Source organism: Candidatus Planktophila versatilis, assembly GCF_002288105.1.
Classification (GTDB): Bacteria; Actinomycetota; Actinomycetes; order Nanopelagicales; family Nanopelagicaceae; genus Planktophila; species Planktophila versatilis.
Genome location: NZ_CP016774.1, coordinates 746,354 through 760,497 on the forward strand (window position 1 = coordinate 746,354; position 14,144 = coordinate 760,497).

Sequence of the window (14,144 nt, forward strand, 5' to 3'; positions counted from 1 at the left end):
CCTGTTGGAAGCTAAAGTTGAGCAGGCTTAGAGGAGTCAATCTGTGTCGAATTTTGATCTTGTAGTTCTTGGTGGAGGAAGCGGCGGTTACGCAGCAGCCCTTCGAGGTGCACAACTCGGTTTATCCGTGGCACTGATCGAGAAGGACAAGGTTGGCGGTACTTGTTTACACCGCGGATGTATTCCAACCAAGGCGTTGCTTCACGCAGGTGAAGTTGCAGATAGCGCTCGCGAGTCTTCCCAATTTGGAGTCAATGCAACATTTAACTCCATCGATATGGGCGGAGTGAACTCCTATAAGGATGGCGTCATCGCCGGTCTCTATAAAGGACTACAAGGTCTGGTTAAATCTCGCGGAATCACCTACGTTGAAGGAACTGGACGTCTAGTTTCAAATAACACAGTTGATGTTAACGGAACCCAGTACGTTGGAAAAAATATTGTTCTAGCTACCGGATCCTATGCGCGCACGCTGCCTGGCTTAGATATCGATGGCAAGCAGGTCATCACATCCGATCATGGCACCGCAATGGATTATGTCCCTAAGAGCGTCATCGTTCTTGGTGGTGGCGTTATCGGTTGCGAGTTTGCATCGGTCTGGAAATCATTCGGTTCTGAGGTCACAATCATTGAAGGTCTGCCGCATCTAGTAGCACTAGAAGATGAATCTTCAAGCAAGTTACTTGAGCGAGCTTTTCGCAAACGTGGCATCAACTTTGAGCTTGGAACTCGATTTAAATCCCATCGCGTTGATTCCAAGGGAGTAACGGTCACTTTAGAAGATGGTCGTGAATTCACAGCTGATGTTCTTCTAGTCTCTGTTGGTCGTGGGCCTGTCACCGATGGGATTGGCTACAAAGAAGTCGGTATCGCAATGGATCGCGGATACATCACAGTTGATGACCACTGCCGCACAAATATTCCTGGCATCTTCGCAGTAGGAGACATCATCCCTACCTTGCAGTTAGCACATGTTGGATTCCAGGAGGGAATTCTTGTTGCCGAAACAATTGCTGGTCTGAATCCTCGACCAATTAATTACGATGGCGTTCCACGCGTTACCTATTCCGAGCCTGAAGTTGCCTCCGTTGGTCTCTCCACAAAGGTTGCCAAGGAACGCGGACACGATGTGGTTGAGCTCGACTACAACCTAGCCGGTAATGGCAAGGCGCAGATTCTTAAGACCGCCGGATCCATCAAACTTGTGGCGCAAAAGAATGGCCCAATTTTAGGAATTCATATGGTGGGAGCTCGCGTCGGTGAACTTCTTGCTGAAGCACAATTAATCTTTAACTGGGAAGCAACTGCAGATGATGTTGCTCCTCTTCTACATGCACATCCAACAATGTCAGAGGCGATGGGCGAAGCTCATATGGCTCTGGCAGGCAAACCACTTCACTCGCACGGTTAAGTAAGAGGAGAAAATAACTATGTCATTCTCAGTCACAATGCCAGCTCTCGGAGAGAGCGTCACTGAAGGCACCGTCACTCGTTGGCTTAAGAATGAAGGCGACGTCGTTGCAGTTGATGAGCCACTCCTTGAAGTTTCGACAGACAAGGTTGATACCGAGATCCCATCGCCAGCAGCAGGCGTTCTTTCAAAGATTGTTGTCGGCGTAGATCAGACCGTTGCAGTTGGAGCAGAGTTAGCAGTAATTGCACAAGCTGGCGCAAGCACACCGGCACCTGTTGCCGCAGCACCTGTTGCCGCAGCACCTGTTGCAGCACCAACTCCCCCTCCTGTTGCAGCACCTGTTGCTGCCAGTGGTAGCGGAACAGTGATTTCCATGCCAGCACTCGGTGAATCAGTGAGTGAAGGAACTGTCACACGTTGGCTTAAGAACATTGGTGATGCGGTTGCAGTTGATGAAGCACTTCTTGAAGTTTCTACAGATAAAGTCGATACCGAAATTCCATCGCCTGTCGCAGGAGTTTTGTTAGCCATCGATGTAGCGGTGGATACAACTGTTGCAGTCGGTGCACGTCTAGGACTCATTGGAGTTCAAGGTGGCGCACCAGCACCAGTTGCGACTCCAGCACCAGCCGCACCTGCTCCAGTAGTTGCAGCCCCAGTTGCTACGGCCCCAGCACCAGTTGCTGCACCCGTTGTAACTCCTGTAGCACCAACACCTGTTGCACCTGCTCCTGTCTCACAACCAACAGATGCCTATGTCACTCCGATCGTTCGCAAACTCGCTAACGATCTCGGGGTAAATCTGGCATCAGTTAAGGGAACCGGTATCGGCGGAAGAATTCGTAAGGAAGATATTGAAGCCCTTGCTCCGAAGAACGCTCCTGCTGCGCCAGCTTCAGTAGCACCTGCTGCTTCGGCGCCAGTGAAAGCAGCAGCGCCAGTTGCCGCATCGCCTCTTCGCGGAACAACTGTGACTATGTCTCGCCTGCGAAAAGTTATTGCAGCTCGCATGGTTGAATCACTACAAGTATCAGCACAATTGACCACTGTGGTTGAAGTGGATGTCACCAAGATTGCACGCTTGCGTGATAAATCAAAGGCAACATTTGAAGCACGTGAAGGCGTCAAGCTCTCATTCCTTCCGTTCTTTGCGGTGGCAGTATGTGAAGCCCTGAAGCAACATCCGGTATTGAACTCATCTGTCGAAGGTGACCAGATTATTTACCACGGCGCAGAGCACCTAGCTATTGCCGTTGATACCGATCGTGGTCTTTTGGTCCCAGTTATCCATAATGCGGGTGATCTGAACATGGGGGGCGTTGCCCGAAAGATTGCAGATCTTGCTGCGCGTACTCGCGATAACAAGGTCACTCCAAATGAACTAGGCGGCGGAACATTTACAATCACTAACACCGGTTCACGTGGCGCGCTCTTTGATACCCCGATCATTAACCAACCACAGGTCGCGATCCTTGGACTAGGGGCAGTTGTGAAACGTCCGATGGTCGTTAAGGGTGAAGATGGTGGAGAAACTATTGCGATTCGCTCCATGGTCTATCTTGGACTTTCCTATGATCACCGAGTTGTTGACGGCGCAGATGCAGCTCGCTTCTTGGTAACACTCAAAGAGCGGCTAGAAGGTGGTTCCTTCGAAGCAGACCTAGGTCTCTAATAGATGTCAGTTCCGCAACGTATTGCAATCACTGGCGCCTCCGGTCTTATCGGAACCGCACTTGTTGGTCATCTTAAAAGTGAAGGCCACACTGTGCAGCGCCTTGTGCGCCGGGCCGTTGTTGCACCTGATGAAATTCAGTGGGATCCAAAGACTGGATATGTAGATATCGAAGCCCTACGTGGCGTCGATGCGGTGATTCACTTGGCCGGAGTTGGCGTTGGCGATAAGCGTTGGAGCAAGAAATATAAGTCGGAAATCCTTAACTCACGTCTGCTTGGAACGACTGCGATTGCAAATGCTGTGACAGAAGTAAAGCCACAAGTCTTCATATCAGCCAGTGCTATTGGTTGGTATGGCGAATCAGGAAACCGCGCGGTTGTAGAAAGTGATCGCGTCGGCGATGATTTCCTAGCAGCCGTCTGCCGCGAGTGGGAAGGTGCTGCAGATCTTGCAACGGGTGTGCGCACCGTAAAGATTCGCACCGGTCTCGTTCTTGATCCAACTGGCGGCGCACTAGGAAAGATGTTGCCACTGTTTCGTTTAGGTCTGGGTGGAAAACTTGGTTCAGGTAAACAATGGTGGTCTTGGATTACCTTGCACGATCTCATCAACGCAATCACTTTTATCCTAGAAAAACCAATATCTGGTCCGGTTAACCTCACCTCTCCGAATCCTGTGACGAACCAAGAATTCACATCAGCACTAGCTCGCGCAATGCACCGCCCAGCCCTTTTTCCAGCACCAGCCTTTGCGCTAAAGATCGCACTCGGTGGTTTCTCAAGTGAAGTCCTCGGAAGCAAGAAGGTAACTCCGCAGGCGCTTACCGAAGCTGGCTTTACCTGGGATTACCCACACATCACAACTGCACTAACGGCCCTGATCGAGGAGTAACTCCTGCGCCGCAAGGCGACCTGACAAAAGCGCTCCATTTTGTGAAGGTGCAGTTCTGTAATCCCCCGCCACATAGATGTTATTAGAAAATTGTGATGATGCTGCGCTTTGATTGCCAATCGCAAAAATTGGTAGCGACTTTGGAATGTCATATTTAGCGATAAGGGACCATCCGCCTGTGTGTGCTCCCCACATCAGAGCCAGATGTCTTCGCACCTCGGACTCTGAAGCGAAATCTAGCGTCGTACTAGCCAGCAGAGATTTTCCATCTGGTGCATATGTAGAAATCAAGTTGGATAGGACAATGGAGTTCACTACCGGGCCCCGGTGCTCACCATCAATAAGCAGGCGCGCAGATCCGGTGAGTTCTTGGGGTACTTCGTAGTACCAGGTCGTACTACCGGCCAATTTGGGCACATTTGCAATATCAAGTAATTGCGCAGCCGTCGTGAGATCTGTGGCAACGATAACTTCTTGATTCTCAAACTGCGATAACGAGTCGATTCGGTGGTTCAGCTCAATCTTGCGAATACGAGCGGCAAGTGCAGCTGGGAGTGCCCCCACCCCCTTACGCGGTAGCCCGGGCTTTCCAGAAATGAACGATGTAATCAATCCTTTTCCAATTACTGCATTCACCGATGCCGGTGATGTCAAAAAGACGCCGGAGAGAAATGGTTTGAGTACTCGTGAATAAAGTTTTCCTAGATGGCTTAGTTCTTCTTCGACAGATTTCGCTGCATCAGCTGTGCGCAAGAGATAGGCAACCAAGCCAAGCTTCTGAATTAAGGTTCCAGCTGCCGGATTCAAACTAGCGAACGGATTACTACGCGGGTCTCCGAGCGCGATCCTTTTCTCTCCCACGCACACATCAATAGTGCGTGGTGCAAAGATGAAATCCAATTCATCAACTACTCCGAGTCGAAGGAGCTCTGGGTATTTGGCATTGATGAGCTGAAAGCCGCGATCAAGTGTGAACCCATCGATGTAATCTGTGGCTACCCTGCCCCCCACGCGATCACTACCGTCGTAGATAACAACCTCACGACCAGCCTCTTGCAAGGTAAGTGCGGCACTGAGCCCGGCAAGGCCAGCCCCGATTACGGCAACAGGTTTATCGGACACGAAGTGATTATGGCTTACTTATTTTGCAGTTTTGAAGGCCACCAGATTTTTGGTCCAATTTCATGAACTAGCGCCGGCACCAATATTGATCGAACGATAATGGTGTCAAGCAGTACTCCAAATGCGACGGCAAAGCCGAGTTGCGCAAGTGGAACCAGTGGGAGCAAGCCAAGGACGGCAAAGGTAGCAGCGAGCACAATTCCAGCAGATGTAATCACGGCACCTGTGACGGTCACACCTTTAACAACTCCGGCACGAGTTCCAATCTTTGTCGACTCTTCCCGCACACGCGTCATAAGGAAGATGTTGTAGTCAATGCCAAGAGCTACCAGGAAGATGAAGGCGAAGAGTGGGAATGAATTATCTCCGCCGGCGAAACCAAATACATGGTTAAAGACAAGTGCGCACACACCCAAAGTTGCAAAGTATGAGAGAACTACAGTTCCAAGCAGAACTATTGCACTAAGAATACTTCGCAGTAGAAGTCCCAAGATGATGGTGATGACAATCAAGATGATTGGAATAATTGTTTTGTTATCACGATCATTTGCCTGACGTACGTCGTAATACACCGCACTGGTTCCACCCACTAAAGCGGTGGGATCTGCCGCCTTAGCAAGTCGGCGAATCTCAGGAACATCATTACCCGCTTCAACGCTATCCGGTGCCTTATTCAGGGTCAGATTCAATATCGCCCTATTGTTCACAATCTTAACCGCCGGCAGTGGTTGACCCGGAACCGGGAAACCATCTAATTGTGGAGAAACATCTGTTACGCCAGGGGCGTTCCTGACCGCATCTGTTACCACTTGAATTTTATCGGCACTGACGACAACCTGTGTGGGGTCACCTTGACCGCCCGGAAAGTGCTTTTCTAGTAGTTTTTGGCCAACTACTGATTCTGGATTTCCGGTAAATGAATCTACCGTTCCTAATCCATCAGTTTTCAAAGTAGTTGATGCAAATGCAAAGAGTAGAAGAATGGCTCCAGTTACTATCCAAGACTTACGTGGATTGCGACCAATAGAATTTCCTACCTTTGACCACATGCCTTCCAGCACATGATCATCGCCATCATTATGTGGCACGCGCGGCCAGAACAACCAGCGACCAAAAATCAACATCAGGGCTGGCAGTAAAGTCAGAATGGTGATCATTGAGACAACAATTCCGATAGCTCCGATAGGACCCAAGCTTGCTGTGTTGGTTAATTGGCTAAAGAGAAGAACCATAAGCGAGATTGCGACGGTGGAACCAGAAGCCAAGATTGGTTCCCACACACCTTTATAGGCAGCGCGCATGGCATCGAACCTATTTTCATGATGATGCAACTCTTCTCGATAGCGAGCAATCAAAAGCAGCGCGTAATCCGTTGCCGCACCGATAACTAAAACCGAAAGAATTCCCTGCGATTGTCCATCCACATCGAGAATGTCATTTTTTGCCAAGAGATAGATAATTCCACCGGCAGTTGCCAGAGCAAATAGCGATGAAAGTAAGGGAATAATCCAAAGAATCGGAGAACGATAAACAAAGATCAGGATCACTGCCACCACGCCGAGTGTTGCCAAGAGTAAAACCGAATCGATTGCACCAAATGCTTTAAAGAGATCACCGAGTAATCCAGCAGGTCCTGTCACATATTGAGTGACGCCAGCACCTTGGGCAAATTCCTTGACATCTTCGCGCAGAGCTTCAACCACTGCTGGTAGAACTGGCTCGTCATTAGGCAATAGCTCGCCAATGGCGCTTCCATCAAGTGGAACATTTGCCAAAATGGCTTCACCATCTGCCGCTGGGAAAACAGTAATCACCTGATCTGGAGCTAGGTAATCAGAGATCTTCTTCTCAGTTCCACCTAAAGTCAGTTCACCAACACCAAGCATGTGATCATTAATCTTTGCGATAGTTTCGGGAGTTGTCTTACCCTCAAAGAGAACCAGCGCTGGCAAGTTAAATGAGTCCTTGCCGGAGAATGTTTGAATAACTTCAGATGCCTGTGTGGCTTCCGCACCCTTTGGCAGGAATGAAGAGTTGTTGTTCTCTTGAACCGAGGTGAGCTTGCCGAAGAGCGGTCCGAAGATGCCCACGATCAGGAACCAGATGATGACCACGAGCATTGCAAGGGCAAAAGGCTTACGAGATTTTTGGGCAGTGTTAATAGACATGGAGATGGGTGGACCTTTCGGGCTTGCGCGGATGTGAGATTCGCTAGAGCCCTAGCCTACCTTTAGGCTGTACCCGTGCCAGTTGTTAGCCCCGACCTCGAGTCGCAAATATCCGCAGAAGCCATCGCGACCCAGCGACTCGGTACCCGGGATTATGACCAGGCGCTGGCGATCCAACGCAAAATTCATCTGGATGTAACCAAAGAGCTCGCTAGAAATACGCTACTCATTGTTGAACATCCATCGGTCTACACCGCTGGCAGAAGGACTCTCGATTCAGAGAAGCCAACAGATGGCACGCCCGTCATTGATGTTGATCGTGGTGGGAAAATTACTTGGCACGGAATTGGACAGCTAGTTGGATATCCCATTGTTAAACTCGCTAACCCACGCGAATTAGTTGGTTTCGTACGCGAAATTGAAGCAGCGCTGATTGAAGTCTGCAATCACTTCGGTATTGAAAGTAAACGCATCGTCGGAAGATCTGGGGTCTGGGTGGAGGATTCAAGCGGTGCGCGCAAAATTGCAGCCATTGGAATCCGTGTGGCATCGGGTGTGAGCATGCACGGATTTGCCATCAATGTAAATCCTGATTTAGCGGCCTTTACCAAGATTGTTCCCTGTGGGATTAACGATGCCGAAGTTACCTCAATGGCAAAGGAATTGGGTAGAGCGATTACTATTAATGAAGTGCAACCTGTTGTCGAAGAGATTCTCTGCCAACACTTAGCGAAGGTGAGCGCATGACAATCGCACCCGAAGGTCGCAAGCTGCTCCGTATTGAAGCTCGAAATACCGAGACCCCTATTGAACGCAAGCCGGAGTGGATTAAGACTCGGGCGAATATGGGCCCTGAATACACCAGACTTCGCTCCCTTGTTCAATCCGAAGGCCTTCATACAGTCTGCCAAGAAGCGGCATGTCCGAATATTTTTGAATGTTGGGAAGATAAAGAGGCAACATTTCTTATCGGCGGCGAAAAGTGCACTCGTCGTTGCGATTTTTGTAATATCGATACTGGTAAACCTGACCCACTAGACCGAGATGAACCACGACGAGTTGCAGAGTCAGTGCAATCAATGGGTCTTAAATACGCCACCATCACAGGAGTTACTCGTGATGATTTAGAAGATGAAGGTGCCTGGCTCTATGCCGAGACTATTCGTAAGGTGCACGAACTCAACCCTGGCACTGGTGTTGAAATGCTTGCCCCAGATTTCAGCGGAAACCCCGTCCTTCTCAACGAAGTTTTTGAGACACGTCCTGAAGTTTTCGCACACAATCTTGAAACAGTTCCGCGTATCTTCAAAAGGATTCGTCCGGCATTTACCTATGAACGCTCGCTCAATGTCATTACCCAGGCGCGAGAATTTGGTCTAATCACTAAATCAAACCTCATCCTTGGCCTTGGTGAAACTCGTGAAGAAATTTCACAGGCACTCATAGATCTCCATGCTGCCGGATGTGACCTCATCACTATCACGCAATATTTGCGTCCGACAAGTAAGCATCACCCAGTTGAGCGATGGGTCAAGCCTCATGAATTCGTTGAGTTGGCACAAGAGGCCGAAGACATTGGTTTCAGTGGCGTTATGAGTGGCCCACTGGTGCGAAGCTCATATCGCGCTGGTCGCTTATATAAGCAAGCACAAGAAAAGCGCTCACTACGTGGCTGATCTTGTCTATCCACCAGTTGTCGTAGCTATTAAGCTTTTTTGGAAATATCTAGGACTTCGATTTGATTTTCAGGGCGTTCACCATATTCCACGCGATGGAGGGGCAATTCTCTCCATCAATCACGTGGGCTATTTAGACTTCGCACTCACCGGAACTGCCGCTCTTCCCACTGGTCGCTACGTACGCTTCATGGCAAAGAAAGAAGTTTTCGATAATAAATTAGCTGGGCCGCTTATGCGTGGAATGCACCATATCTGCGTCGATAGAAATAGTGGCTCGGCATCTTTCGTAGCAGCACTACGCGCCCTTCGCGCAGGTGAAATAGTCGGCATCTTTCCGGAAGGAACCATCTCGGTCAGCTTTGAAATAAAGGAGTTAAAATCTGGCGCCGTGCGTCTTGCCATGGCTGCCGGTGTTCCCGTTATTCCCACAATCGTCTGGGGTTCGCAGCGAATTTGGACTAAAAAGGTGAAGCGCAATCTGCGACGCGAGAAGATACCCATCATCGTGGAATTCGGTGAGCCGCTCTACTTTGATAAGCAGAGCGATGTTGAAGCCAGTGAGAGTTTGCTACGCGAAACTATGATTACGATGCTTCATCAGGTGCAGCAGAAGTATCCCGATTCACACCAGGGTCAACGCTGGGCCCCGCTCCGCCTTGGTGGTAGCGCCCCCGCTCCCCTAAACTAACGCCCATGTTTAAGCGAAAAAAGAGTAAAGAACCCAAGATCAAGACTCCTCGTTTTAAAACGATTCGTGATGCATATGCCGTCACTAAATCAGTAAAACCGTGGATCGGTGTTGTTCTCATTGTTACATTCCTCATTGTTCTAGCAATTGGAATCACGCTTGGCTTTGTTTTTGATCACCCTGTCTATGGCGGCTTTGTCACAATTCCGGTGGCTGTGCTCGCTGCAATGTTTCTCTTTACTCGTGTTGCGGGCTCTGCTGCCTATGCAAATATTGAAGGCCAAATGGGCGCAGGCGCCAGTGTTCTCATGGCAATTCGTAAAGGATGGACAACAACTCCCGCTGTTGCAGTCAATCGCCAACAAGATATGGTCCATCGCAGCGTTGGTCGCGCCGGAATTGTTCTTACCGGCGAAGGTGGCTTTGCAGTGCGTCAGATGATTCAAGACGAAAAGAAGAAGGCTGAACGCTTTGCTCCAGGTGTACCCATTACTGAAATTATCGTGGGCGATGGCGATGGCCAGATTTCAATTCGTAAGTTACAAAAGCACGTCACCAAACTTCCTAAGAAGCTATCTGCTCATCAAATGCGTGAAGTTCGTGCGCGTCTGAAAGCAGTTGGTGGTCTGTCTATGCCGATTCCAAAGGGTCCAATGCCAAAAGGTATAAAGATTCGTTAAGCCCTAGCGGGAGTAAAGAAGTAGAAGAACTCCAGCAATAATCAGAACTGCAGCTGCAATAATTGAGCCAACGCTACCTAGTCTTTGTGGCAGTCCACGAATTCCGCTTTGCTGATCCTTTTTCATATCCTTTAACACATTGATGAAATGTGCTGCCACGCCAAAGATCGCTCCCCCAAGCCACATCCACAGTGGCGGCGTAATCTCCTTCGATTTCACAATGCATGAAGGAAGCGCCGCAAATGCAACTGCGTAAGGAAGCGGAGAAAGAGCTGTGAACTTAAAGTAGAAGTTGTAACCAACTCCGCAAGCGATTCCCAACATATATACCAGGCCGCCTTTTATGCCCAGTGGGCCAAAAAGATTTGCAAAGAAAGCAGATGGAATCATCCAGAAGGTCCACTTGCGAAGTGCGTTATAAGAAATAGCCTGGGCAACGAGCGGCTTCTTTATTCGCTGATGTGAGAGATCATCCTGATAGTCATATAGGTCATTGCTCCAGCCAACAATGAGTTGACCTAAGAAAACTCCGAAAGCTATGAGATAAGCCGGACCCTCCCACCAGTAATACTGGGCGAAGAAGAAGGCAATCGTTGTGACAAGTACGGTGGGACCAAAGTGTGATGCTTTCAGAAGCGCAGCGATTTTCGACATTGCAATCAGCTATCTACTACGCACCAAAACGGTATTAGAAAATCTCTCATTAATCCCTCGACCGTTTTCATCGAAGGTGATCGCGGTAACCAGTGGCATAAGAAGAGCTGTCCTAATGAGAGCTTGTATGGGTGTTACTGGTCCAGCATCTGAAAAGCGAACGACCTTAAGCCCCACAAGACGATGGCCAAAGGATGCTCCGGTGAGTGCGATCAAGAGTGAGTACTCGGCGAAGAGCAGAATCAGGAGCGGGATTCGAGCGTTAGGAACTCGATCGGCCAAAGTGCCTGACCCGGCAAAGAAGCCAAGGGCTATGGCATAGCAGGCCAACCAGTCGAGAGTGATGCCCATAAGGCGACGGCCTTGGCTCACACGCGGAAAATCCTTCTGAGTCATGGGCGCAAGCCTAGTGTGATGTAACACGGCTGTAACACAGAGAATATGACATTTTTACGCAACGGAACTAACCTTCACTCCATCAGGCGCACTCAGAGTTGAGCTCGCAAAGACGATTTCGCTGGGCAATCACTAGCCTTAAATGGGAGTAACTATGTTTAAGAATTCAACCGAAATTTTTGCATACATCAAGAAGGAAGATGTGAAGCTTGTCGATGTTCGCTTCACCGACCTTCCAGGTATCCAGCATCACTTCAACGTTCCAGTTGAATCATTTGATGAAGCTGTCTTTACCGATGGACTGATGTTCGATGGTTCATCGATTCGCGGATTCCAATCAATCCATGAGTCAGATATGAAGTTGCTCCCAGTTCCAGAATCAGCATTTATTGATCCATTCCGTCTTGAAAAAACTCTTGTCATTATCTTCTCTGTTCACAACCCTTCTGATAACACTCCATACTCACGCGACCCACGTGGTGTAGTGAAGAAGGCTGTTGATTACTTGAAGTCAACTGGTATTGCAGATCAGGCGTTCTTTGCACCAGAGGCTGAGTTCTACGTCTTTGATGCAGTGCGTTTTAAGACTGGCATTAATGAGGCATACCACCACATCGATTCATATGAAGGTTCTTGGAATACCGGCATCGTTGCCGATCCAGATGGAACACCTAACCGTGGCTATCGCACACGCGTTAAGGGCGGTTACTTCCCAGTCTCACCAACAGATCAATTTGCAGACCTTCGAGATGAAATGGTGATGGAACTCGGTCGCGCAGGTCTTCTGGTCGAGCGTTCACACCACGAAGTGGGAACTGCCGGACAGATGGAGATTAACTATCGCTTCACCGACATTCTCTCTGCCGGTGATGAATTGATGAAGTTCAAATACATTATTCGCAACGTTGCTTGGGAAGGTGGTAAGACCGCCACCTTCATGCCAAAGCCACTCTTTGGAGATAACGGTTCTGGTATGCACGTTCACCAGTCACTGTGGAAGAACGGCAAGCCACTCTTCTTCGAAGCTGGCACATATGGCGATCTTTCAGATATGGCGCGCTGGTACATCGGCGGACTTCTCAAGCACGCTCCATCACTACTTGCCTTCACCAACCCAACTGTGAACTCATATCGTCGCCTGGTTCCAGGTTATGAAGCGCCAGTAAACCTTGTTTACTCAGCTCGTAATCGTTCTGCATGTATCCGTATTCCAATTACCGGGTCATCACCAAAGGCTAAGCGCGTCGAGTTCCGTTGCCCAGATCCATCATCTAATCCATATCTAGCATTTGCTGCGATGCTCATGGCTGGTATCGATGGAATCGTGAACAAAATTGAACCACCTGCTCCAGTTGATAAGGATCTCTATGAACTAGAGGGCGAAGAAGCTGCCTCTATTCCTCAAGTTCCAGGTTCACTTGATGCTGTTCTTAACAGCCTGGAAAAGGATCACGAGTTCCTCACCAAGGGTGGCGTCTTCACCGAAGACCTCATCTCAACCTGGATTGAGTGGAAGCGTAAGAATGAAGTTGATTATGTTCGCTTGCGTCCACATCCAGCTGAGTTCGAGCTCTACTACGACATCTAAGAGATTGTTATAGGAAAACCCCGTCAGCGATGGCGGGGTTTTCTATTTCCAACATCACATCAGTTCCAGTGGCACCAAGTGTCCGCTCATAGAAGAATTGCGACATGTCTCCAAAGATTCAAGCTCGGACGATTCTAGAGCAACGCAAGATGCGCCAGAGTCAGATTATTGACGCTGCTCTTTCAATCGCGCTTAAAGACGGAGCATCGTCTATAACAGTAGCCGCAGTAGCTAAGAAGGCGGGCATTGCTCGATCTTCGGTCTATGAATATTTCTCATCCTCAGCGGATTTAGTTGCGGACTTAGTCATGGAAGAGCTCTCCATCTATCAAGAACGTCTAATGACAGCGGTGAAAGATGTCCAGGACCCTTATCGATACATCGAACTGTGGATTGCAGAAGCACTTGAATATGTCATTGATGGTCGACACTTACTTGTTAAGAGTTTGAACAGCGCTGCTATACCCGAATTTCGTCGAGGAGAAATTGCTCAAGGCCATAGAAATCTCATGGCATCTATCGCTGCCCCACTTGAACAGATGGGACTTGAGGATATTCGAGGTGCAATGAGTTATCTGCAGAACACCATTGATGTCGCCGCAACTAGAATCGAATCTGGGCATGAATCAGCGCTCGAAATCCGTAACGCACAGAAATATTCGTTAGCTGGACTCCGAGCGCTAGCTCAAGATGCTAGAAGGGAAGAAGGCCGTCAAATTTAATTTTGAGAGCTTGGTCTTCACTGCGATCATCTGATGCGTTGTGATCGCTTGTAACAAAGAGGACGCATGTTGTGTGAATGCAATCACCCTTATCGAAATACTTATCCAGCTTCATCGTCAATTTTGATGTTCCGGACTTCGCTCCCATTTTCTGATCAGCGGCGACACTTGAGATCCAGAGCTTGGAAGCAGTCGAAGGATTACATGCCGTTGGCAAATCTCCAGCCTTTTTAGGAGCCATGCATTGGCTGATATAGATTCCGTGATCTAGTGGAAGTCCAGCGACCTTAATCGTGACTATCGGGTTCTTCTTATTGATTTTAAACTGCGGGGTTACCTTTACCTGTGTTAGAGCTGATGCGCTACTACTACTTACTACGAGCAAACCGAGGATTAAAACGGAGAGAAACTTCTTCACAAAAAACTCCTATCAAATGGGTGTATGCGTTAGACCTTATGCCTATCTC

At 48.9% G+C, this 14,144-nt stretch carries 14 protein-coding genes; 9 read left to right on the forward strand and 5 right to left on the reverse strand.

Annotated elements, in window-relative coordinates; genetic code table 11:
* The first annotated feature begins 43 nt into the window (after nt 1-43).
* From lpdA to A1sIA79_RS03820, 3 genes are read left to right on the forward strand one after another with little or no spacing between them, the layout of a single operon-like run.
* Nucleotides 44-1,411: a dihydrolipoyl dehydrogenase gene (lpdA, locus tag A1sIA79_RS03810; RefSeq protein WP_095674899.1), complete on the forward strand. Its 1,368-nt coding sequence runs from the start codon at nt 44-46 to the stop codon at nt 1,409-1,411.
* A gap of 19 nt (nt 1,412-1,430) precedes the next feature.
* Nucleotides 1,431-3,086: a 2-oxoglutarate dehydrogenase, E2 component, dihydrolipoamide succinyltransferase gene (gene sucB / locus A1sIA79_RS03815; RefSeq protein ID WP_095674900.1), complete on the forward strand. Its 1,656-nt coding sequence runs from the start codon at nt 1,431-1,433 to the stop codon at nt 3,084-3,086.
* 3 nt (nt 3,087-3,089) lie between these two features.
* Nucleotides 3,090-3,980: a TIGR01777 family oxidoreductase gene (locus A1sIA79_RS03820; protein ID WP_095674901.1), complete on the forward strand. Its 891-nt coding sequence runs from the start codon at nt 3,090-3,092 to the stop codon at nt 3,978-3,980.
* Here the strand turns inward: A1sIA79_RS03820 and A1sIA79_RS03825 are convergent.
* Nucleotides 3,957-5,102 (reverse strand): NAD(P)/FAD-dependent oxidoreductase, encoded by a 1,146-nt coding sequence (locus A1sIA79_RS03825; RefSeq protein WP_095674902.1) that lies wholly within the window; start codon nt 5,100-5,102, stop codon nt 3,957-3,959. The genes A1sIA79_RS03820 and A1sIA79_RS03825 overlap by 24 nt on opposite strands.
* A 14-nt stretch (nt 5,103-5,116) precedes the next feature.
* On the reverse strand, nt 5,117-7,270 hold the full coding sequence (locus tag A1sIA79_RS03830; RefSeq protein WP_095674903.1) for an MMPL family transporter: 2,154 nt from the start codon (nt 7,268-7,270) through the stop codon (nt 5,117-5,119).
* Between the two features lie 75 nt (nt 7,271-7,345).
* On the opposite strand from A1sIA79_RS03830, the gene lipB reads away from it, so the two are divergent.
* The 4 genes from lipB to A1sIA79_RS03850 are packed head-to-tail and all read left to right on the forward strand — an operon-like array spanning nt 7,346 to nt 10,317.
* A complete protein-coding gene (lipB, locus tag A1sIA79_RS03835; RefSeq protein ID WP_223298317.1) occupies nt 7,346-8,017 on the forward strand; it encodes a lipoyl(octanoyl) transferase LipB in 672 nt (223 codons plus the stop codon).
* On the forward strand, nt 8,014-8,946 hold the full coding sequence (lipA, locus tag A1sIA79_RS03840) for a lipoyl synthase (protein ID WP_095674904.1): 933 nt from the start codon (nt 8,014-8,016) through the stop codon (nt 8,944-8,946). Before lipB ends, lipA begins: the two co-directional genes overlap by 4 nt.
* Nucleotides 8,939-9,637 (forward strand): lysophospholipid acyltransferase family protein, encoded by a 699-nt coding sequence (locus A1sIA79_RS03845; protein ID WP_095674905.1) that lies wholly within the window; start codon nt 8,939-8,941, stop codon nt 9,635-9,637. The genes lipA and A1sIA79_RS03845 overlap by 8 nt, the downstream gene beginning before the upstream one ends.
* Nucleotides 9,638-9,642: 5 nt before the next feature.
* Nucleotides 9,643-10,317: a DUF4191 domain-containing protein gene (locus A1sIA79_RS03850; RefSeq protein ID WP_095674906.1), complete on the forward strand. Its 675-nt coding sequence runs from the start codon at nt 9,643-9,645 to the stop codon at nt 10,315-10,317.
* A 3-nt stretch (nt 10,318-10,320) separates the two neighbouring features.
* Here the strand turns inward: A1sIA79_RS03850 and A1sIA79_RS03855 are convergent, their stop codons facing one another.
* Nucleotides 10,321-10,971 carry a UbiA family prenyltransferase gene (locus A1sIA79_RS03855; RefSeq protein WP_095674907.1) on the reverse strand — a complete coding sequence of 217 codons (651 nt, stop codon included), beginning with the start codon at nt 10,969-10,971 and terminating at the stop codon, nt 10,321-10,323.
* A gap of 9 nt (nt 10,972-10,980) precedes the next feature.
* Nucleotides 10,981-11,367 (reverse strand): RDD family protein, encoded by a 387-nt coding sequence (locus tag A1sIA79_RS03860; protein ID WP_095674908.1) that lies wholly within the window; start codon nt 11,365-11,367, stop codon nt 10,981-10,983.
* Between the two features lie 154 nt (nt 11,368-11,521).
* Between A1sIA79_RS03860 and glnA the strand changes: the two genes are divergently transcribed.
* Nucleotides 11,522-12,955 carry a type I glutamate--ammonia ligase gene (gene glnA / locus A1sIA79_RS03865; RefSeq protein ID WP_095674909.1) on the forward strand — a complete coding sequence of 478 codons (1,434 nt, stop codon included), beginning with the start codon at nt 11,522-11,524 and terminating at the stop codon, nt 12,953-12,955.
* Between the two features lie 104 nt (nt 12,956-13,059).
* Nucleotides 13,060-13,677: a TetR/AcrR family transcriptional regulator gene (locus A1sIA79_RS03870; protein WP_095674910.1), complete on the forward strand. Its 618-nt coding sequence runs from the start codon at nt 13,060-13,062 to the stop codon at nt 13,675-13,677.
* Here the strand turns inward: A1sIA79_RS03870 and A1sIA79_RS03875 are convergent.
* The gene (locus A1sIA79_RS03875; RefSeq protein ID WP_095674911.1) at nt 13,649-14,095 is read right to left on the reverse strand and encodes a hypothetical protein; all 447 of its coding nucleotides are present in this window, start codon (nt 14,093-14,095) and stop codon (nt 13,649-13,651) included. The genes A1sIA79_RS03870 and A1sIA79_RS03875 overlap by 29 nt on opposite strands.
* Nucleotides 14,096-14,144 lie beyond the last annotated feature (49 nt).